Source organism: Streptomyces sp. NPDC017991 (assembly GCF_044328075.1).
GTDB lineage: Bacteria > Actinomycetota > Actinomycetes > Streptomycetales > Streptomycetaceae > Streptomyces.
On record NZ_JBIRGP010000008.1, the window covers coordinates 379,149 to 399,567 of the forward strand.

Genomic DNA, 20,419 nt, shown 5'->3' on the forward strand with positions numbered 1-20,419 from the left:
GCAAAGCCCCCGTCGCCTGGACGGGGGCTTCGGCATACGACCGGGCGGGGACCTGCCCGCCGACGGCCGTCAGTCGACGGTGAGGGACAGCAGCTTCTCCGGGTTGCGGACGATGTAGACGCACTGGACGCGGCCGTCGGCGATGTCGAGCTGGAAGACGCTGTCGGGCTTGTCGCCGGAGAGCACCAGGAACGCCGGTCCGCCGTTGACCTCCAGGAAGCGGAACGTCACGTCCGGCACCCCCTTGCGCATGACTCCGCCGAGGAAGCGGCCCACCTTGTCGGCCGACTCGATGACCCGCACCGGCGCCTGGGCCAGCCCACCGCTGTCGCCGATCAGGCGCACGTCCGGGGCCAGCAGGGACATCAGCCCGTCGAGGTCCCCCTCCGTCGCCGCCGCGAGGAACCGCTCGGTGAGGTCGCGCCGCTCCACGGGGTCGACCTCGTAGCGCGGCCGCCGCTCCTCGACGTGCCGACGGGCCCGTCCGGCGAGCTGTCGCACGGCGGGCTCACTGCGGTCGAGCGTGACGGCGATCTCGGCGTACGGATAGCCGAACGCCTCCCGGAGCACGAACACCGCGCGTTCCAGCGGAGAGAGGGACTCCAGGACGACGAGGACGGCCAGGGAGACCGAGTCCGCGAGGACGGCCCGCTCGGCCGTGTCGGCGACGGTGTCCCCGAAGTCGGTGACGTACGGCTCGGGCAGCCAGGGCCCCACGTAGGCCTCGTTACGGGCCCGGGTCTGCCGCAGCCGGTCGAGGGCGAGCCGGGTGGTGACCCGCACGAGATAGGCGCGCGGTTCGCGGACGTCGGAGCGGTCGGCCCCGGACCAGCGCAACCACGCCTCCTGGACCACGTCCTCCGCGTCGGCCACCCGGCCGAGCATGCGGTAGGCGACGCCCATCAGGACGGAACGGTGTTCTTCGAAGACCTCGGTCACGGTGTCGGTAGCCACAGGGCCATCCCAACCCGACGCGTCGGGCCGTGTCCAGACGATATGAGAACGGGGGCTACCCGTCAGTAGTAATTGCTGACAAGCTGTCCAGGAGTCAGCCGGTTCCGAGTCCACCGGTTCCAGTCGAGGAGCAGCCCATGGCCGCCACGGTCTCCTTCAGCGTCCCCTCTCCGCACGGTCCGCGGTCCGTGACCCTCGCCTACCGGCGCGTGGGCACCGGCGAACCGCTTCTGCTGCTGCACGGGATAGGCCATCACCGGCAGGCGTGGGACCCGGTCGTCGACCTCCTGGCGACCGAACGGGACGTGATCGCGGTGGACCTGCCCGGCTTCGGTGAGTCGCCCGCGCTGCCCGAGGGGCTCACCCACGACCTGGCGACGATGAACGCGGCGCTCGCCGCGCTGTGCGAGACGCTGGAGCTCAACCGGCCGCATGTGGCGGGCAACTCCCTGGGCGGGCTGCTGGCCCTGGGACTGGGCCGGGAGAAGCTCGTCCGGTCCGTCACCGCGCTGTCGCCCGCCGGGTTCTGGTCGCCCGGCGAGCGGCGGTACGCGTTCGGCGTGCTGCAGGCGATGCGGCGGGCCGCACGGAGCATGCCGCTCCCGCTGGTCGAGCGGCTGTCGCGGTCGGCGGCCGGGCGCGCGGTGCTGACCAGCAGTATCTACGCACGCCCCGCCCGCCGTTCACCGGAGGCGGTGGTCGCCGAGACCCTCGCGCTGGCCGGCGCCCAGGGATTCACCGAGACCCTCAGGGCGGGCACCTCGGTCCGGTTCACGGACGACGTCCCCGGCCTGCCTGTGACCGTCGCCTGGGGCACCCGGGACCGGATCCTGGTCCGCCGCCAGGGAGTCCGCGCCAAGCGGATCATTCCCCGGGCCCGGCTGGTGAAGCTGCCCGGCTGCGGGCACGTCCCGATGAACGACGATCCCGCGCTCGTCGCGCGCGTCCTTCTGGACGGCAGCCGCCGTACGGCCTCCCCCGCGCCGCAACGCGCCTGATCCGAGGACCACTCCGGCCCCCACCAGGGCGCTTCCCGCGACCTGGGCCGGCCCGTAGGAGCCCGTTCCGACGAGCGGGGCCGTGCAGGCCGCGGCCACCGGGATGAGGCCGGAGAAGAGCGTCGCGCGCTCCGCGCCGATGCGCTGCATGGCCATGTACCAGCAGACGAAACCGACGACCGTGACGATCGCCGCCTGCCACAGCAGTGCGACGGCCTCGGTGGCGTCCGGGGTGCGCAGCCAGGCACGGCCGTCGAGGACGATCCCGGCCGTCGCCGACCCGGCCGCCGCGAGCCCGCACACCGTCGCGGAGAGCAGCCGCGGTCCGAGCGGCCGGAGGACGGGCACGGCGAGCACCGCGAAGCCGATCTCGCCGACGAGCGCGCACAGGGAGAAGGCGATTCCCGCTCCGTCGGTACGCCCCCAGCCCTGGACCGTGAAGGCGCCGCCGGCCACGAGCAACGCCCCGTACAGGACGATCCGTTGGGGCCGGCGGCCCTCCACCAGGGGGACGAGAACGGCGACGGCGACCGGGGCGCAGCCTACGAAGACACCCGGTATCGCGGGTTCCGCGGTGTGTTCCGCGGCGATGACCGCCAGGTTGAAGCCGACCATGCCGACGGCCGCGAGCAGCGCGAGCCGTACCCATTGGCGGGGCGTCAGCGTGCGCAGCGGTGCCGCGCCGCCCCGGCCGACCAGCGGCAGGAGCAGCAGACAGGCGAGGCCGTACCGCACGAACTGGCCACCCGCGTACGGGTAGTGGCCGAGGACGCTGTTGGCGGTGAAGGAACCGCCGACGAGGACGGCGGCGAGGGACGCGAGCAGGGTCCCGCGCGTGGTGGAGGCGTTCATGGAAGTGACGCTATGAAGAACGGTGGTCCGGATTAAGGTCCACTTCCATGACGTCATCGGGGACCAATCCACCTGCGCCACCGGCGGCGGGCCCCTCCGGCGCCTGGGAGACGCTTCTGCCCGCCGTCTCGGCACCGGCACGCGCGCGTGGCCGCGCGCTGCAGGCCGCGCTGCGGGAGTCGGTCCGCTCGGGCCGCCTCGCGCCGGGCACCCGGCTGCCGTCCAGCCGCGAACTGGCCGCCGATCTAGGGGTGTCCCGGGGGCTGGTCACGGAGGCGTACGAGCAGTTGACCGCGGAGGGCTACCTGCGCAGCGGCCGGGGCGCAGGTACCTGGGTCGGCGGGGCCGCCCGGGCCGCCCTGCCCCGCGTACGCGACCTCGCCCCCCGCTCCCCGGGCGCCGTGGCGGACTTCCTGCCCGGCACTCCCGACCTGTCGCTGTTCCCGCGTGCGGCCTGGTCCGCGGCACAGCGTGGCGTGCTCGCCGAACTGCCCCACCACGCGCTGGGCTACCCGGACCCGCGCGGGCTGCCGCGGCTGCGTACCGCCCTCGCCGAACTGCTGACCCGGCGCAGGGGGGTGGTCGCGGATCCGGAGCGGGTGGTCGTCGTGTCCGGGGTGGCCCAGGCGACCACACTGCTCGGATTCGTGCTCCACGCGCGCGGGGTGCGCGCCGTGGGCGTGGAGGATCCCGGAAGCCCCGAGCACGGGACCTTGTACGCGTCGGCCGGCCTCGATGCCGTACCGCTGCCGCTGGACGACGAGGGGCTGGACACCGGGGCGCTGCGCGCGTCGGGGGTTCGGGCCGTGGTGACGACGCCCGCGCATCAGTTCCCGACGGGGATCGCGTACTCCGCGCGGCGGCGTGCCGAACTCCTCGACTGGGCCCGTGCGGTGGACGGGCTCGTCGTCGAGGACGACTACGACGGGGACTTCCGCTACGACCGGGCACCGGTGGGCGCCCTTCAGGGGCTCGACCCGGAGCACGTCGCGTACACCGGTTCCGTCAGCAAGTCGCTGGCACCGGGGCTGCGGCTCGGCTGGCTGCTGGTACCGGCGTCGCTCGCCGAGGAGGTCGTCGAACGCAAGCGCACGATGGATCTCGGTAACCCGGTCATCGACCAGGCGCTGCTCGCGCGCTTCGTGGAACGCGGCGACTACGACCGGCAACTGCGGCGTTGCCGGCGCGAGTACCGGCTGCGTCGTGACGCGCTCGTCGCTGCGCTGGCGGAACACTTTCCCGGCACGGAGGTATCCGGCATCGCCGCCGGTCTGCACGCCATCGCCGCGCTTCCGGAGCGGTACGGGCCGCGGGGCCGCTTCCTGGCGTCCGCGGGGGCGGCGGGGGTCGCTGTCCGCGCGCTGACGTCGTACACGCGCGCGCCGGTCCCGGACGACGTGGTCCGCCTCGTACTGGGCTACGCCCATGTCTCCCCGAGCCGTATCCGGGAGGGCGTCCGGGCGATGGCGACGGCGACGGCCCGCCGGGGGGTCTGAACCGGTCCGGATGCCGTCTGCGGGTCCGGTGGGGGTCGCCTGCGCCGTTCCCCGCGCCCCTTGAGGGGCGCGGGGAACGGCGCAATCTTTTGTCTTCAGGGGCGCGGGGAACGGCGCAATCTTGCAGGGGTGCAGCGCGATGTTCACTTGTGGTTTGCGCGTGCGCTGCGGCACACCAGTAGGTGTAGCCATGCACACCGGCCGAACCCGCCCCAGGAGGCGCCCCATGTCCCTCAGCCCGCCGAGCCCGCTCCCCGGCCGCCGCACCGTCCTGCGCGGCTCACTCGCCGCGTCGGCGGCACTCGCCCTGCCCTCCGCCCTCGGGGCCGTCGGCGCGGCCCCGGCGTTCGCGCTGTCGGGGCGGCCCCGGGCGCGGTGGGGCGTACAGGCCGGAGACGTGACCACGGACTCCGGTCTGGTGTGGGTCCGCTCCGACCGCCCCGCCCGCATGATCGTGGAGACCTCCGCGACCGAGTCCTTCCACAGGTCGCGAAAATGGCACGGCCCCCTCCTGGGCGCCGACACGGACTTCACGGGCACGGTCCCGCTGCGCGGCCTGCCGTCCGGGGAACAGATCCACTACCGGGTGACGCTGGCCGACCCGGACGACTACCGCCGTACCGGCGAACCCGTACCCGGCACTTTCAGGACCGCGCCCGCCAAGCGACGCCAGGACGTCCGCTTCCTGTGGTCCGGCGACATCGTGGGCCAGGGCTGGGGCATCAACCCGGACATCGGAGGCCTCTACGCGTACGAGGAGATGCGCCGCCGGAACCCCGACTTCTTCCTGTGCAGCGGCGACACGATCTACGCGGACGGCCCGCTGTCGGCCTCCGTGACACTCCCGGACGGCCGGGTCTGGCGGAACGTCACCACCGAGGAGAAGTCCAAGGTCGCGGAGACCCTGGCCGAGTACCGCGGCAACTTCCGCTACTCGCTGCTCGACGAGAACGTACGCCGCTTCAACGCGCAGGTCCCCACGATCACCCAGTGGGACGACCACGAGGTCACGAACAACTGGTACCCCGGCGAGATCCTCACCGACACCCGCTACACGGTGAAGGACGTCGACACGCTCGCCACCCGCGCGCGCAAGGCCTTCAGCGAGTACTTCCCGATCTCCACCCTGCCCGCCACGGGCGAGGACGGCCGGGTGCACCGGGTCGTACGCCACGGTCCGCTGCTGGACGTCTTCGTGCTCGACATGCGCACGTTCCGCAACGCCAACTCCCCCGGCCGGCAGCCCGACGACACCGTCGGCATCCTGGGCGCGGAGCAGCTGGTCTGGCTGAAGCGGGAGCTGGCGCGCTCGCGTGCGGTGTGGAAGGTGATCGCCTCCGACATGCCGCTCGGCCTGGTCGTACCGGACGGCGCGACGGACATCGAGGCCGTCGCCCAGGGCGACCCGGGCGCACCGCTGGGCCGCGAGCTGCAGATCGCGGAGCTGTTGCGGTTCGTCAAGCACCGCCGGATCACCGGCACGGTGTGGCTGACGGCGGACGTGCACTACACCTCGGCGCAGCACTACGACCCGTCGCGGGCGGCCTTCAAGGACTTCGCGCCGTTCTGGGAGTTCGTCTCCGGTCCGCTCGCCGCGGGCGGTTTCCAGGCGAACGCGCTGGACGGCACGTTCGGGCCGGACCGGGTCTTCGTCCAGGCACCCGACAGGGCGAACGTCTCGCCCATGGAGTCGCCCCAGTACTTCGGCGAGGTCGACATCGACGGGCAGAGCGGCGAGCTGACGGTCCGCCTGCGGGCGACCGGCGGAGCGGTGCTGTTCACGAAGGTGCTGCAACCGGGGCGCGTGGGGCAGTAGTTCACGATCGGGCAGTGGTTTCACCGAGGTCACGTGAAGGGCTCCGGCTCCCGTAATCTTCTGCCTCGTGCCGCGTACCGGCGTCATCCCCCGGTACGCGGCACGTCGGGTTGCCCGGGTCTCTCGAAATTCCCACGTCTTCCCACGTCTTCGCAGGTCAGAGCGATTGTCAGTGGTCGCCTCTACGGTCTTTCCATGACGCGATCCTTGCAGGCCGTGGCCTACACCCGATCCTCCTCGCTGGAATCCGCACCGGGCGGCCGGCGCCTGGGACTTGAGACCTCTCGGGGTTCGACGCCCCGTGGCGTCGAGGACCATCCCCGTTTCTTCGCGGGTTTCCTGACGTCACCTCAGATCGCGTCGGCAGGGCTGCTCGCGGTGGCCGATGTGGCGGGGACGCGCTACTACCAGCAGCAGCTGCGGTCGTCCCTGGACCCGGTGGTCACGGGCAACGGCGACCGGCTGCGTTTCGAGTCCTTCTCCGGCTGCGGCGGGGTGTACGCCCGGCTGGACGTGCTGGCGGCGGGTCTCGACGGCGGCCAGGTGGGACACGGCACGACGAACGTCGACGTCAACAACCCCCTGCGCGACGCGCTGTCGAGGATCGGCTCCGACGACCCGCTGCACCTGCGCGTCGGGCCGGACGAGATGGCCGTGACCACCCTGGACGGGCCGGTCGTGGAGAAGAAGGTGCCCCTGCCGGACCGCTGGCTGCGAGGTTTCGCCGAGGCGCAGGTGACGGCGGCCTCCTTCGACCTGCGCGCCGAACTGCCCGCGGCCGAGGCCGTACGGTTCCTGCGCTCGCTGCCCCGCTCCGGCGCGCGCGGCTCCTCCCAGGGTGTGCGGTGGGTGGTGCCCGCGGGGCGCGTTCTGCGGCCGACGACCCGGCCGGTGCCGGGAGCGGTCTGCCTCCCCGGCCCGGAGCGGCTGGCCGCTCTCCAGAGGGTGCTCCGGCACGCGTCGGCCCTGCGGGTGTACGGTCCCGCGCTCACCGGGGCCGCCGCGGCGGCCAGTGCCTGGGAGGTCGTCCTGCCCGGGATGCGGCTCACGCTGACACTGTCCCCGGAAGCCTCCCGAGGCTTCTCCGGGGAGGGCGGAGTACTCGACGCGCTGGCCACCGACGAGGCCGCCGAGGACGCGGAGCTGATCTCGGTGCTGCTGGCGTGGGAGCCCAGGATCGACGTCGGTGATCTGTCCGCCGCCTCGGGACTGCCCGCCGAGCGGGTGCGGGCGGCCCTCGTCCGGCTGGGCACCTCGGGGCGTGTGGGCTACGACACCGCGGAGGCCGCCTACTTCCACCGTGAACTTCCCTACGACGCCGAGCGCGTGGAGCGGCACAACCCCCGGCTGCGGGCGGCCCGGGACCTCGTCGGCGCGGGCGCGGTCGTCCTGGACGGCGCCCTCGGCACGGTGACCGCGCAGGACGGGCACGTGCACCGGGTGCGCGACGACGCGGGAGTGCTGAGCTGCAGCTGCCTGTGGTGGGCGAAGTACCGCGGCGGGCGCGGGCCGTGCAAGCACGCGCTGGCGGTTCGGATGGTCCGCCGCGGCGCGGTGTCCGGACAGGCGGAGGTTCTGGTCGACGGGGGTGCGCGATGAGCGGTGCGATGTCGGTGGTGCGGGACGCGGTGCCGGTGAACGGGCCGGCGGGTGGGGCGACTTCGAGGAACGGAGTGGTGTCGGTGAACGGGGTGGTGTCGGTGGGCGACGTGTTGTTGAAGGCCGTGCGGGCGGGGCGGACGGGTGAGGCCGCGGGCCTGCTCGACGGGATGACGGATCCCGAGCGACGGCTCTGTCTGCCGGCGCTCAAGGAGCTGCGCAAGGAGTTGCGGGTGGCGCCCTGGGACGCCACGTCCCGCAAGGCGTACCCCACGCTGCACGCGGCCGGAGCGGCCTGCCACACCGGAGCGGCCGGTACGGCGGCGTGGATCGGCGCGGCCGACATGCGCTGGTCCCAGGCCTCCCCCGCGGTCCTGCTCCATGTGCTGGGCGACCGGGAGCGGGACTGGCTGGGCAACCTCGCGCAGCGACTCGCGGACCGCCCGTCGACCTCCCAGGTGTCCTACGAGCTGATGGCGGGGCTGGTACGGCTGTCCGGTTGCCCGGTGCCGACGACGGAGACCTACGTGGTCGGCTGGGTCGAGCAGATCGGCAGCCTCTGGCAGCGCGGTGACAGCGTCCTGGACCGGCTGCGCCAAGATCCGTACACGGCGCGACTCGTGCCCGCCCTCTTCGAGATCCCGGACATCGGCAGCCACCTGGACTGGCTGTTCGGTGACGGCCCCGAGAGCTGGATCAACGCTCTGGCGAGACTCACCGAGGAAGGCGTCCTCGACCGCAAGACCATGATCGACGCCTGCGTCGCCCGGCTGCTGCGCGGTGTCGCGGCGTCCGACTGCCGGGTCTTCCTCAGGCTGTTGACCGCGCTTGAGCCGGCCGGGGACGAGGAGCGGGAGCGCGTCGCGGACTGGCTGGCGCTCGCCTCCCACCCGGCCTCCACCGTGGCGTCGCACGCCCGGTCGGTGCTGGGATCGCTGGCGCTGGCCGGCGACATCACGCACGGGCAGCTCGCCGAGATGTCCGCCGTCGTGCTGTTCCGCACGGAGAAGAAGCTGGTACGTGCCCAGCTCGTGCTCCTCGGGAAGGTGCTCCGGCGCGACCCGTCGAGCGCGGCGGAGCTGCTGCCCGCGGTGGCGCACGCCTTCGGCCACGAGGACACGGACGTGCAGGAGCGGGCACTGAAGCTCGTGGAGCGGTACATCGGCGCGGCCGGCACGGCGAACCCGTGGGCACGCGACGAAGTGGCCGACGGCGTGGCCCAGTTGAGCGCAGGTCTGCGAGCACGCGCGATCGCGGCCCTGGGACTGGACGCGGACGAGCTCGCGGCGCAGCCGTACCTGGAGCTGCTGCCGCCCGCGCCGGAGCCGTCACGGCTCACGCCCGCGCCCGACTCGGTGATCGAGCTGGCCGAGGAGGTCGGAGCCCTGATGGTGTCCGCCGACACCGGCATGGCGGTGTTCGAGCGCGCCCTGGACGGCCTGGTACGGCACGCGTACCTGCGTCGGGAGGAGCTGGCCGAGGCACTGGAACCGGCGGTCGCCCGCAGGTGGTGGATGGGCACCGATCATCACCACCACTCGTCGGACGAACACTTCCGGCGCGATCCGTACGGCCTGGAGGTGGTGCTCGCGGCCCTGCTGGGCCGGGTGCGCACATCCACGCTGCACAAGGCCCATCAGCACGGTCCGCTGTCGGATCCCTGTGTGCACAGCGCGCTGTCCGCCGTCTTCAACGCGCGTCTGTGGGAGGCCGCCTACCGGGTGCGGACCGACCCGATGCCGTTCCTGCTGGCCACGCCCACCTGGTCGTCGGGGTTCATGGAGCCGGACGAGTTGGTGGCCCGCCTCACCGAGTACCAGCGGCTCGGCGCCCGGCCCGGCGAGGCCGACTTCACGCAGGCACTGTTCCGGGTGCGCCGCGACGACCGGGCCGTGAGCGCTGCCGCCGCCGGACATGCCGCCGCACTCGGCACGGTGGAGGGTGAGCGGCTGGCCCGCTGGCTCCTGAGCGAGAGCCCGGCGACACCCACGAGCACCCGCCGCGTCGCGGCGGAGCGCGTCCTGCTCGAACTCGACGAACTCGACGGGCTGCCGGAGGAGCTCCCCCTGGCGTTCCGCCGGCTCGGCCTGCCCATGAGTGTCTTCGAGGCACGCAGATACTGCCCCCACTACTGGAACCGGGTCGAGCGGCAGCACTGGCTGGCCGTGATGCCCGGGCGGCGGGAGGTGGTGGCCGCGCGCCTCGTGCGCGAGATCTCCACGGTCGCGGTGGAGGACACCCGTGGTGTGGCCGCGGTCCTGCCGCTGCTCGCCGAGGCGGAGGGCGCGGCGGGTGAGGCCGTGCACCTGTGCGTGGCGTACGGGCTGGGCGCGCGTCACCCGGAGGACCGGATCAGCGCGGTGGACGCCCTGCTGGTGCTCGCCGCGCGGGGGCAGTTGGACGCCGCGGGGCTCGGCGGGGATCTGGGACAGCTGGTGCGGAAGGGGGCGGTGAAGCCGCTGCGGCTCGCCGAGTCCGTACGGACCGCGGCGACGACCGGAGCGTACGCCACCGTCTGGTCGATACTCGGGGCGGCGCTGCCCGCCCTGCTCGCGGGCCTGGCCGCGGACGGCGCCGCTCAGCCCGCCCGGGGAATGGGCGAACTGCTGGCCGTCGCCGCCGAGCGGACCGGCGCGCACGGGGATGTGGAGCATCTCGCACAGGTGGCGGAGCGGAGCGGTTCGTCGCGGCTCGTGGCCCAGGCCCGCCGGCTGCGCGCCACACTGGAACAGGGGGTGGCCGCCTGACGCGGACAGCCGCGACCGACCAGGTCGTTCAGCCAAGTGGACGAGTTGCGCAGGGGGAATCGTAAAAAATGCAACAAACAAGACAGATGCATACTTAACCGATCAGTCACAAAGCGTTCGCGATCACGCAACACCCGTACTCCACAGTGACTGTATGACTGCAGACATGTCTGATGTGACGCGTGCGAAAAACGGCCGGCCGGTCCACCACTGGCGCAGGGACCTCGTCGAACTGGCCGCTCTGTTCACGGCGGTGGCGGTCGCCGACGCCGTGGCGAATGTGATCGGGCACGGCCCCGACGGGCCCGCCCTCCTCGCCATCTCGGCGGTCGCGCTGATCGCCACGGCGGGCTTCCACACCTGGTGGTCACACCGCCACGGTCACGCCCCGCCGACAGGCGATACAGGCGCCCGGCCGGCCGCATCCGCGCGGCGGGCCGGGACGGCCGAGGGCGACCTGACGGCGCCGGAGACCGATGCCGACGACGGCTCCGGTTCAGGCTCGGGCTCGGGCTCGGGCGGGACCGTGTTGTGGCGGATGCGGACCACCGTGCGGGACGAGCCGGGTTCGCTGGCCGCGCTGTGCATGGCGCTGGCGGAACTGCGGGTCGACATCCTGAGCCTGCAGACGCATCCGCTGGCCGAGGGCACGGTGGACGAGTTCCTGCTGCGCGCCCCCGCGCCGGTGGCGGCGTCCGAGGTCACGCGGGCGGTGTCCCTGTCGGGCGGTTTCGGGACCTGGATCGAGCGGGCCGACGCGCACGACCTGGTCGACGCGCCCACCCGGGTACTGGGTCTCGCGACCCGCACGGCACTGGACGCGGCCGAACTGCCGCTGGCGCTGCGGCAGTTGCTGGGACGGTGCACGATCCGTTCGCTGCCCGCCACGTCGGTGCGCGGGGACCGTCCGGAGGCGGGGGCGCCCGTCGAGGGGGCGCTTGAGGACACGGTGATGCGGTTGCGCGCACCGGAAGGCGGAGTGATCACCGTGGAGCGGCCGTATCTGCCCTTCACGCCGACGGAGTTCGCCCGGGCCCGGGCGCTGGTCGAGCTGGACGCGCGGCTCGGCCCGCGGGTCCCGCGCAGCCGGGACGTACTGACGCTGCCGCAGGGCAAGGACATCATCGTTCGCCGTGCCGACGCCGGTGACGTCGAGGCCGCGAAGGCCATGCACGAGCGGTGCTCGCAGCGGACGTTGAGCATGCGGTACCACGGGCCCGTCGGCGATGCGGACAAGTACCTCAAGCATCTCCTCAGCCCGCACTTCGGCCGCACGCTCGCCGTGCAGACCGCGTCGGGGCGCGTCGTCGGACTCGGACATCTCCTGTGGGACGGCGACGAGACGGAGATCGCCCTGCTGGTGGAGGACGACTGGCAGCGGCGCGGGATCGGCGGCGAACTGCTCGGCCGCCTGGTGGCGATGGCCGTAGAGGCCGGCTGCGACAGCGTGTACGCCGTCACGCAGGCCGCCAACACCGGCATGGTCGCCGCGATGCGCGGCCTCGACCTCCCCCTCGACTACCAGATCGAGGAGGGCACCCTCGTCATCACTGCCCGTCTGGAGACGGCGGCCCCGCACGCGGAGGACGCCGGGCACGAGCGCGAGCACTCCGTGCGCGACTGACGGGGCAGGACAGCCCATGAGCCCGTAACGGCGGCAGGCCCGGTGACTGTGCCGGGCCTGCCGCCGTTACGGGCTCGCGTCAGAGGCTCGGGTTCGCGTCAGACACTCGGGGTCATGCCAAAGTCCCGGGTTCGCGTCAAAGGCCAGGGTTCGCGTCAAACGCTCTCGGCGCTCACTGCGCCGCGGCGCTCCGTCGCCGCCAACGCCCGATCCAGGTCCCGCCAGAGGTCGTCCACGTCCTCCAGTCCCACCGACAGCCGCAACAGCCGGTCACCCACGCCGCTCCCCCGCCGGTCCTCCGCGTCCACGACCCGATGGCTGATCGAGGCGGGGTGCTGGATCAGCGTGTCGACGCTGCCGAGGCTCACCGCCGGGGTGATCAGCCGGACCGCGGCGATCACCTGGTGCGGGTCGCCCTGGACCTCGAACGCGATCATGGCTCCGCCGATCCGCGGATAGTGGACGCGGGTGACCCGCGGATCGGCGGACAGCCGACGAACCAGTTCCGCGGCGTTCGCGGAGGCGGCGCGCACCCGTACGGGCAGCGTCGACAGTCCGCGCAGCAGCAGATAACCGGCCAGCGGATGCAGCACGCCGCCCGTGGCGAACCGGATCTGCCGCAGCCGTCCGGCGAACTCCTCGTCGCAGGCCACCACTCCGGCCATCACGTCACCGTGTCCGCCCAGGTACTTGGTGGCGCTGTGGAGCACGAGCCGCGCCCCCTGCTCGACGGGCCGTTGCAGCACGGGAGTGGCGAAGGTGTTGTCGGCGAGCAGCGGAACGCTCCCACAGGCGTGGGCGATCGCCCGCAGATCGAGTTCGGCAAGTGTTGGATTGGCCGGTGACTCGACCAGGACCAGACCGGTGTCCGGCCGCAGGGCGTCCTGTATCCCGGCGGGGTCGACCCACGTCACCTCGGAGCCGAGCAGCCCGGCGGTCAGCAGGTGGTCGCTGCAGCCGTACAGGGGCCGTACGGCCACGACATGGCGCAGTCCCAGGGAGTTGCGTACGAGGAGCACCGCGCTCAGCGCGGCCATGCCGCTCGCGAAGGCCACGGCGCTCTGCGTGCCCTCCAGCCGGGCGAGCGCCGTCTCGAAGCGGGCGACGGTCGGGTTGCCGAGCCGACCGTAGACCGGCGGGCCGTCCGGCTGGGCCCCGTCGGTGGCGAAGGCGTCGATGCGGGCCGCCTCACCCCGGCTGTCGTACGACGGATAGGTCGTGGACAGATCGATCGGCACGGCGTGCAGGCCCTGCCGGGCGAGATCGTCCCGCCCCGCGTGCACGGCTTCGGTGTCCAGGGCCCGTACACCGGGCCCCGACCCCTTGCCCGCTTCGCCCGCCTTGCCTGCCTTGCCTGCCTTGCCCGCCTTGCCCGCCGCGTCCGCCACGCCGTCGCACACGTCGCGCATGTCGCCCATATCGCGTATGTCTGTGCTACCGAGATCCATGGACGGAAGCCTGAACAACAACCGGGGTAACGGGGCGAGACCCCGTGTTACGTTCGGCACATGGCCGAATCCGTCGTACTGGACCCGGTGGACCTGCATCTTCTGCGCCTTCTGCAGAACGACGCCCGGACCACGTACCGGGATCTCGCCGCGCAGATCGGGGTGGCGCCCTCGACCTGCCTGGACCGGGTCACCCGGCTGCGCCGCTCGGGCGTCATCCTCGGCCATCAGCTGCGGCTCGATCCGGCGAAGCTGGGACGGGGCCTGGAGGCGCTGCTGTCCGTGCAGGTCAGGCCGCATCGGCGGGAGTTGGTCGGGCCGTTCGTGGAACGGATCAGGTCGCTGCCGGAGTCGCGTACCGTCTTCCATCTCACCGGGCCCGACGACTATCTGGTGCATGTCGCGGTCGCCGACATGGCGGATCTGCAGCGGCTGGTTCTCGACGGCTTCACCGCGCACCGCGAGGTGGCGCGCGTCGAGACCCGGCTGATCTTCCAGCAGTGGGAATGCGGCCCCCTGCTGCCGCCCGACCCGCAGGGCGCCACAGGTGCGGGCGCCGCGAGCTCGGGCGCCACGCCCTCGGCGAAATCGGGCTGAGACGGCAAAACGCCTGGAGAACCGGGCTGACGCGGCGGCCGTCCGCGTATGAGGATGGCCGTATGTCACAGACGAAGAACCCGCTGCCCCGTGAGGTCGCCGACACCTACGTCGACGAACTCATCGCCCTCGACCCGGTCACCGGTACGTACCTCGGCGTGAAGGAGAGTTCCGGCAGGCTGCCCGACACCTCGCCCGGCGGACAGGAGGCGCTCGCGCAACTGGCGAGGACCACGCTGGCCCGGCTCGACGAGGCGGAGCGGCAGTCGGGCGCGGACAGTGACATCGAGCGCCGGTGCGCGCGCCTGCTGCGCGAGCGCCTCACCGCCGAACTCGGCGTGCACGACGCCGAGGAGAGCCTGCGGGCCGTCGGCAACATGCACACGGCCGTGCACGCGGTGCGCGAGGTGTTCACCGTGACGCCGACGGACACCGACGAGGACTGGGCCGCGATCGCCGAGCGGTTGCGGGCGGTGCCGGCGGCCCTCGACGGCTACCGCGAGTGCCTCTCCCTCGGTCTGGAGCGCAAGCTGTACGCGGGTCCGCGCCCGACCGCGACCTTCGTCGAGCAGCTCACCGAGTGGTCGGACACGGACGGTTCCGGCCGCGGCTGGTTCGAGGACTTCGCGTCGGCCGGACCGGAGACCCTGCGCGCTGAACTCGACGAGGCCGCCCGGACGGCGACCACCGCCGTGGTCGCGCTGCGCGACTGGATGCGTGACGTGTACGCGCCCGCGATCGAGGGTGCGCCGAACACGGTGGGCCGCGACCGGTACGCGCGCTGGTCGCGCTACTTCAACGGTACGGATCTCGACCTGGACGAGGCGTACGCGTACGGCTGGGCCGAGTACCACCGGCTGCTCGCCGAGATGAAGAAGGAGGCCGAGAAGGTACTGCCCGGCGCCGCGACGCCGTGGGTGGCGCTCGCCCACCTCGACGAGCACGGTCGGCACATCGAAGGGGTCGACGAGGTCCGCGAGTGGCTGCAGAGCCTGATGGACCGGGCCATCGAGGAGTTGGACGGCACCCACTTCGAACTCGCCGAGCGGGTACGGAAGGTGGAGTCCCGCATCGCCCCGCCGGGCAGCGCCGCCGCCCCGTACTACACGGCACCGACGGAGGACTTCTCCCGCCCCGGCCGTACGTGGCTGCCGACGATGGGGCAGACCCGCTTACCGGTGTACGACCTGGTGTCGACCTGGTACCACGAGGGCGTCCCCGGCCATCACCTCCAGCTCGCCCAGTGGGCCCATGTCGCCGAGAACCTCTCGCGCTACCAGGCGACCATCGGTGGCGTCAGCGCCAACTGCGAGGGCTGGGCCCTGTACGCGGAACGGCTCATGGACGAACTCGGCTACCTCAAGGACGCCGAGGAGCGGCTCGGGTATCTGGACGCGCAGATGATGCGCGCGGCCCGTGTCATCGTCGACATCGGCATGCACCTGGAGCTGGAGATTCCGGCGGAGTCGCCGTTCCACTCGGGCGAGCGGTGGACTCCGGAGCTGGCCCAGGAGTTCTTCGGCGCGCACAGCAGCCGTCCCGCGGACTTCGTGGAGAGCGAGCTGACCCGCTACCTGTCCATCCCCGGCCAGGCCATCGGCTACAAGCTCGGCGAACGTGCCTGGCTGCTGGGCCGGGCGAACGCGCGCGAGCGTCATGGGGACGCCTTCGACGCGAAGGCGTGGCACATGGCGGCCCTGTCCCAGGGGTCGTTGGGCCTCGACGACCTGGTGGACGAGCTGTCCCGGCTCTGACAGGACGTGGCACGCGGCGCATGCCGCAAGTCGCATTTCGCATGCCGCATTTCGCATGTCGCACAGCGGCCGGGTCGGCGCTGTGCGACATGCGACGTGAGTGTCAGGGTCGGCGGCCGATGACCACGGCCCCGCGAAAGCTGCCTGTCGGAGCCGTCGCGTTTGTCAAGGCCGCCGGAGCCGTCGTGTCTGTCGAGGCCGCCGGAGCCGTCGGGGCCGTAGACATGCTCGACATCGCGTCGAGCGACCGGTCGGGGACCGGCAGCAGGTGGGCGTCCACCCAGGTGTCCCCCGTCGCCGCGTTGGCCCACGGGTCGTCGATCACGACGGCACCGGGTACGACGCCGTGGCAGAGCACCCAGTGCGGTACGTCGAATCCCTGCATCGCGGCGAGCGAGACGAGGAGCAGCACGTGCTCCCGTCGGCCGATCGCGTGCCGGATCGCGGTCAGGGAGAGGCGGTCCGGATCGATCGGCACGCCGGTCCGTACGGCCTCCGTACGTGACGTGCGTTGGAGCAGGGCACGCCACTCCCGCTCGTTCTCCGGGTAGTGGTCGAGCAGGACGGGCCGGTCCGTGTCGAGGTGGACCGTGACGGGGGACGACGGCCACGATCGGCGTACGGCGACGCCCAGGCCTACGGGTTCGCACGCGGGGAAGTTGGTCGCGCCGCGCCACAGGGTCAGCTCCGCCTCGCGGTCGAGCGCCTCCCGCGACAGCGTCCCCTCGTGGGCCTGCGCGACCAGGGCGGTGACGGCGCCGCAGGTGAAGTGCGTGCTCTGGCCGTAGTACGGAGGGGCGGGGTACGAGGGTTCCTGGTACGGGGGTTCCGGGTTCGGGGCGTCGGTCACCGGGTCGGCGTGCAGCCAGCGGACGTAACCGGCAACGGGACCCGCCGCGCCCTCCGACTGCGCGAGCGGAGGCCGCAGCGGCGTGAAGCCGGCGGCAGCGGCGGCCTCGGGTGTCGCCGTCCATCCTTCCCACTTGACCTGCGCGAGCCCCCGCTCGCGTGCGTGGGCGACGACGGCCAGGACGGCTGCCGGTACGTCGCCGACGGCGTCGACGATCTTCCAGTAGGCCGTGCCCGGGCGGGCCGTCACGAGGGCGGCGGCGGTCCAGGCCGCCCCGTCGGCGCCCGGCACCTCCACGATGTGGGGGGCGTGGGCGGAACGGTCGACCGTGTGCCAGCGCTCCGGCACGGCCAGGTGTCCGGGCAGCGGGCTCGGGATGTCGCGCTCGAACGGGACGACGACACTCTTCAAGAACATCTCCTGTTGTCGCATCACGGCGGTGGTCCGGGATCGGCCCGGCGTCACGCGCGGGACTTCCGGAGCACCCAGACGAAGTACGGGCCGCCGACCAGGGCGATCATGAGGCCCGCCGGTACCTGGGCGGGTGCCACGACCGTGCGGCCGAGGGCGTCGGCCACGCAGACCAGCAGTCCGCCGAGGAGCATCGCGACCGGGATCGCGCGGCCGTGCCGGGCGCCCACCAGTGACCGGGCGAGGTGCGGGGCGACGAGCCCCACGAAGCCGACGACTCCTACGGCGACCACGCTGAGTGCCGCGAGCACCGCGGCGATCGCCAGGGCCGCGAAACGAGTGCGTACCGGCCTGACACCGACTATGCGCGGCGTGTCCTCGTCGACGGCGAGCAGGTCGAGCCGCTCACGCATGGCGAGCAGCACGGGGAGCGCGAGCGCCAGGGCCACCGCGACCGGTACGACGTCAGGGAAGGTGCGCCCGTACGTCGTACCGGAGAGCCAGGTGAAGATCCGGGGCGTGTTGTACGGGTCGGCGCGCAGCAGCAGGAACGTGGTGACGGAGCTGAGTCCGTACCCGCAGCCGATGCCGATCAGTACGAACCGGTCGGGCAGGAAGCCGCCCCGCCAGGACAGCAGGGCGATCACCGCGAACGTGGCGAGCCCCGCCGCGACCGCGACCACGATGAGCAGGGGCCGTCCGCCGGACAGACCCGAGGTGACGACGGCCGCCGCACCGAGCCCGGCGCCGGCCGTGATGCCGAGCACGCCCGGTTCCGCCAGCGGGTTGCGCACCGCGCTCTGTACGACGCAGCCGGCCAGCCCGAGCGCCGCGCCGGCGAGGACCGCGGCGAGCACGCGCGGAACCCGGTCGTCGAGTGCCTGTCCGATCAGGTCGGGGGCGGCGCCCCGGGCCCAGAGCGCGATGTCTCCCGTCCGCAGCCAGAGGCTGCCCGCCAGGACCGCCACGAGGGCCGCCGCCGCCAGGAGTGTCACCGAGCCGAGCACGACGAGGAGGTACGCGCGGCGCGAGCGGGCGGCGACCCGCGCGTGCGGGGGCTGCCTGAGCTGCCCCGTGTCGCGGAGGCGGAGCGCCAGGACCACGATCACGACGGAGCCGAGGAGCGCGGTGGGCACGCCGGTGGGAATGGCGGCGGCCCCGTCCGCGCCCTGCACCGCGCGCAGTGTCGCGTCCGCGAGCAGGATGAGCAGCGCGCCGAGCAGCCCGGCCGCGGGCACCAGCAGCAGGTGCCGGCGCAGGGCCCGGACCCGTCCCCCGATCAGGCGGGCCAGCACGGGCGCGCCGAGGCCGACGAAGGCGATCGGGCCCGCGAGGGTGACCGCCGTGCCGGTCAGGAGCACCGCGCAGATCACGGCGGTCACGCGGGTGGTCCGGATGGGCACACCGAGGGTGGCCGCGGCGTCGTCGCCGAGGTTCATCACGTCGAGCCGCCGGGACAGCGCCAGGGCGACGCCCAGCACCATGACCACCAGGGGCAGGGCGCGTACCGACGCGTCGATGTTCAGCTGCGCGAGCGAACCGCTCCCCCAGGCGAAGAGGCCGGTCGTGTTCTGCTTGAACAGGATGAGCAGCATCCCGCTCGCCGCGTCCAGGGCCATCGCCGTCGCCGATCCGGCGAGGACGAGGCGGGTGCCCGTGGTGCCCGCGGCCCGGCCCGCGAGGAGCAGTACGAGCGCCGCCGCGACCAGGCCGCCGGCGAAGGCGACGGCGCCCGACGCCCAGAGCGGGACGGCGAAGCCGAAGGCCGCGACGAGCGTGAGCGTGAAGTAGGCGCCGGCGGTGACCGCGAGGGTGTCGGGGGAGGCGAGCGTGTTGTGCGTGACGGACTGGAGCAGGGCGCCCGCGCAGCCGAGGGCGAAGCCCACCGCCACGCCCGCGAACAGACGCGGCAGGCGCGAGCCGATGAGGATCTCGCTGACCGACGCCCCACCGGTGTCCGCCCGTTCCCCGGCGAAGTACCGCACGAGGTCGCCGACGCCGACGCCCGACGTCCCCTGCGTCAGATGCCACATGCCCACCAGGACGGTCAGGGCGAGAAGGAGTGCGAGGACGGCCACCCCGGAGGGACCGCCGCCGCGCTCGACGCGCGGCGGCGCTGCTTCCCTGCGGGGCGCCGATGCGTGCGTTGTGCTCACTTCTTGTCGAGTACGTCGACGTAGGCGTCGATCGCCTGCGCGCAGGAGCGCGGACCGCCGGCGCCCCACACCCGTGCCGGGAACGCGTGCGCGCGGCCTTCCTTGACGGCCGGCATGGACTTCCAGAGCGGGTTCTTCTGCAGCGCGGCGACGTATCCGCCGGCCCCTTCGTCATTGGCGTAGAAGAGGTTGGCGTCGCCCACCGAGGTGAGTCCCTCGACGTCGGTCTGCGCCAGGCCGTAGGACTTGTCGACGCCTCCGTCCCCGTGGGCCTTGTTGACGTCGTCGGTCCACACGGGGTTCATGCCCAGCTCCTTGCCTATCTCGGTGAACAGGGCGCCGTCGCTGTAGGGGCGGACCGTGAGGTTGCCTCCCTCCAGCCATCCGTCGAAGAACAGGAAATCCTTCGTGGGCAGATCGGCGTCGGTGACCTGCTTCTTCGCCGTCGCGAGGTGGTCGTCGAACTCCTTGAGCACCTGGTCGGCCCGCTCGGTGCGGCCCGTCGCCTCGCCGATCATGCTGAACACGTCGCGCATGTTCCCGATCGGGTCCTTCGGGTACGCGCCGCGCGTGGCCATCACGGGGACGCCTCGCTTCTCCAGCTTCTTCAGGGTCTCGTCGTCGGCGTCGAACGCCTCCACGACGATGAGGTCGGGCTTCGCCGCGTAGAGGGTGTCGAGGTCGGGCTCCTCGCGGGTGCCGATGTCGGTCACGCCGCTGGGCAGCTTCTCGGCGCTGACCCAGGTGCTGTACCCCTTCGCGTCGGAGACCGCGGTGGGGGTGACGCACAGCGTGAGCGCGTCCTCGACCTGCTGCCATTCCAGGACCGCGATCCGCTTGGCGGGCTTGTCGAGCTTCACCTGCCGGCCGACGCCGTCCTTGAAGGAGACCGGCTTCGTCGAGGTGGCCGTGGTGTCGTCGGCGCAGCTCTGCGACGCGGGCGACGCGCTCGCGCTGCTGCCGGCGTCGGCCTTGTCGTCGACGTCGGTCGTGCCGCAGGCCGTTGCGGCGAGGACGATGAGTCCTGTGGAGGCCGATGCCGCCAGACGACGGACACGCTTCATGAGGGGTCCTCTTTCTTGTTTCTTGTTCCCGCGACGGGGCGCGTCGCGGCAGG

At 72.6% G+C, this 20,419-nt stretch carries 13 protein-coding genes and 1 pseudogene; 8 read left to right on the forward strand and 6 right to left on the reverse strand.

Features of this window, described 5'->3' with window-relative positions:
• Nucleotides 1-69 precede the first annotated feature (69 nt).
• Nucleotides 70-954 carry an RNA polymerase sigma-70 factor gene (locus tag ACH4DZ_RS24755; RefSeq protein ID WP_398289486.1) on the reverse strand — a complete coding sequence of 295 codons (885 nt, stop codon included), beginning with the start codon at nucleotides 952-954 and terminating at the stop codon, nucleotides 70-72.
• A gap of 137 nt (nucleotides 955-1,091) precedes the next feature.
• Here ACH4DZ_RS24755 and ACH4DZ_RS24760 point away from each other — a divergent pair, with 137 nt between their 5' ends.
• On the forward strand, nucleotides 1,092-1,952 hold the full coding sequence (locus ACH4DZ_RS24760; RefSeq protein WP_398289487.1) for an alpha/beta fold hydrolase: 861 nt from the start codon (nucleotides 1,092-1,094) through the stop codon (nucleotides 1,950-1,952).
• Nucleotides 1,953-1,967: 15 nt separating this feature from the next.
• Here the strand turns inward: ACH4DZ_RS24760 and ACH4DZ_RS24765 are convergent.
• Nucleotides 1,968-2,861 (reverse strand): annotated as a pseudogene (locus ACH4DZ_RS24765) (DMT family transporter); the annotation flags it as partial.
• Between ACH4DZ_RS24765 and ACH4DZ_RS24770 the strand changes: the two are divergent.
• The 5 genes from ACH4DZ_RS24770 (at nucleotide 2,852) to ACH4DZ_RS24790 (ending at nucleotide 12,086) form a co-directional block, all read left to right on the forward strand.
• Nucleotides 2,852-4,300: a PLP-dependent aminotransferase family protein gene (locus ACH4DZ_RS24770; RefSeq protein ID WP_398289488.1), complete on the forward strand. Its 1,449-nt coding sequence runs from the start codon at nucleotides 2,852-2,854 to the stop codon at nucleotides 4,298-4,300. The pseudogene ACH4DZ_RS24765 and the gene ACH4DZ_RS24770 overlap by 10 nt on opposite strands.
• 226 nt (nucleotides 4,301-4,526) lie before the next feature.
• Nucleotides 4,527-6,116 carry an alkaline phosphatase D family protein gene (locus ACH4DZ_RS24775; RefSeq protein ID WP_398289489.1) on the forward strand — a complete coding sequence of 530 codons (1,590 nt, stop codon included), beginning with the start codon at nucleotides 4,527-4,529 and terminating at the stop codon, nucleotides 6,114-6,116.
• A gap of 195 nt (nucleotides 6,117-6,311) precedes the next feature.
• Complete coding sequence (locus ACH4DZ_RS24780) at nucleotides 6,312-7,715, forward strand: SWIM zinc finger family protein (protein ID WP_398289490.1); 1,404 nt, start codon at nucleotides 6,312-6,314, stop codon at nucleotides 7,713-7,715.
• Entirely contained in the window at nucleotides 7,712-10,462 is a 2,751-nt protein-coding gene (locus ACH4DZ_RS24785) for a DUF6493 family protein (RefSeq protein WP_398289491.1), read from the forward strand. Before ACH4DZ_RS24780 ends, ACH4DZ_RS24785 begins: the two co-directional genes overlap by 4 nt.
• A gap of 166 nt (nucleotides 10,463-10,628) precedes the next feature.
• Nucleotides 10,629-12,086, forward strand: a complete 1,458-nt coding sequence (locus ACH4DZ_RS24790; RefSeq protein WP_398289492.1) for a GNAT family N-acetyltransferase — start codon at nucleotides 10,629-10,631, stop codon at nucleotides 12,084-12,086.
• 155 nt (nucleotides 12,087-12,241) lie between these two features.
• On the opposite strand, the gene ACH4DZ_RS24795 is transcribed toward ACH4DZ_RS24790, so the two are convergent.
• Nucleotides 12,242-13,534, reverse strand: coding sequence for a trans-sulfuration enzyme family protein (locus ACH4DZ_RS24795; protein WP_398289493.1), 1,293 nt, complete (start codon nucleotides 13,532-13,534; stop codon nucleotides 12,242-12,244).
• A 60-nt stretch (nucleotides 13,535-13,594) separates the two neighbouring features.
• Between ACH4DZ_RS24795 and ACH4DZ_RS24800 the strand changes: the two genes are divergently transcribed.
• Both ACH4DZ_RS24800 and ACH4DZ_RS24805 read left to right on the forward strand, forming a co-directional pair.
• A complete protein-coding gene (locus ACH4DZ_RS24800) occupies nucleotides 13,595-14,131 on the forward strand; it encodes an Lrp/AsnC family transcriptional regulator (protein WP_398289494.1) in 537 nt (178 codons plus the stop codon).
• 62 nt (nucleotides 14,132-14,193) lie between these two features.
• Entirely contained in the window at nucleotides 14,194-15,885 is a 1,692-nt protein-coding gene (locus ACH4DZ_RS24805) for a DUF885 domain-containing protein (RefSeq protein WP_398289495.1), read from the forward strand.
• Nucleotides 15,886-15,988: 103 nt separating this feature from the next.
• Here ACH4DZ_RS24805 and ACH4DZ_RS24810 read toward each other — a convergent pair whose 3' ends face one another.
• The 3 genes from ACH4DZ_RS24810 to ACH4DZ_RS24820 are packed head-to-tail and all read right to left on the reverse strand — an operon-like array spanning nucleotide 15,989 to nucleotide 20,366.
• A complete protein-coding gene (locus ACH4DZ_RS24810) occupies nucleotides 15,989-17,152 on the reverse strand; it encodes a peptidase C39 family protein (protein WP_398289496.1) in 1,164 nt (387 codons plus the stop codon).
• 44 nt (nucleotides 17,153-17,196) lie between these two features.
• The gene (locus tag ACH4DZ_RS24815; protein ID WP_398289497.1) at nucleotides 17,197-19,302 is read right to left on the reverse strand and encodes an iron ABC transporter permease; all 2,106 of its coding nucleotides are present in this window, start codon (nucleotides 19,300-19,302) and stop codon (nucleotides 17,197-17,199) included.
• The gene (locus ACH4DZ_RS24820) at nucleotides 19,299-20,366 is read right to left on the reverse strand and encodes an iron-siderophore ABC transporter substrate-binding protein (RefSeq protein WP_398289498.1); all 1,068 of its coding nucleotides are present in this window, start codon (nucleotides 20,364-20,366) and stop codon (nucleotides 19,299-19,301) included. Before ACH4DZ_RS24820 ends, ACH4DZ_RS24815 begins: the two co-directional genes overlap by 4 nt.
• Between the last annotated feature and the right edge of the window lie 53 nt (nucleotides 20,367-20,419).

Excerpts from the sequence above, each read along its gene's own strand:
- ACH4DZ_RS24760 (WP_398289487.1), top strand. The coding sequence starts at position 1,092 with ATGGCCGCCACGGTCTCCTTCAGCGTCCCCTCTCCGCACGGTCCGCGG.
- ACH4DZ_RS24790 (WP_398289492.1), top strand. The coding sequence starts at position 10,629 with ATGTCTGATGTGACGCGTGCGAAAAACGGCCGGCCGGTCCACCACTGG.
- ACH4DZ_RS24780 (WP_398289490.1), top strand. The coding sequence starts at position 6,312 with ATGACGCGATCCTTGCAGGCCGTGGCCTACACCCGATCCTCCTCGCTG.
- ACH4DZ_RS24800 (WP_398289494.1), top strand. The coding sequence starts at position 13,595 with ATGGCCGAATCCGTCGTACTGGACCCGGTGGACCTGCATCTTCTGCGC.
- ACH4DZ_RS24795 (WP_398289493.1), bottom strand. The coding sequence starts at position 13,534 with ATGGATCTCGGTAGCACAGACATACGCGATATGGGCGACATGCGCGAC.
- ACH4DZ_RS24775 (WP_398289489.1), top strand. The coding sequence starts at position 4,527 with ATGTCCCTCAGCCCGCCGAGCCCGCTCCCCGGCCGCCGCACCGTCCTG.
- ACH4DZ_RS24810 (WP_398289496.1), bottom strand. The coding sequence starts at position 17,152 with ATGTTCTTGAAGAGTGTCGTCGTCCCGTTCGAGCGCGACATCCCGAGC.
- ACH4DZ_RS24820 (WP_398289498.1), bottom strand. The coding sequence starts at position 20,366 with ATGAAGCGTGTCCGTCGTCTGGCGGCATCGGCCTCCACAGGACTCATC.
- ACH4DZ_RS24785 (WP_398289491.1), top strand. The coding sequence starts at position 7,712 with ATGAGCGGTGCGATGTCGGTGGTGCGGGACGCGGTGCCGGTGAACGGG.
- ACH4DZ_RS24770 (WP_398289488.1), top strand. The coding sequence starts at position 2,852 with ATGACGTCATCGGGGACCAATCCACCTGCGCCACCGGCGGCGGGCCCC.
- ACH4DZ_RS24805 (WP_398289495.1), top strand. The coding sequence starts at position 14,194 with ATGTCACAGACGAAGAACCCGCTGCCCCGTGAGGTCGCCGACACCTAC.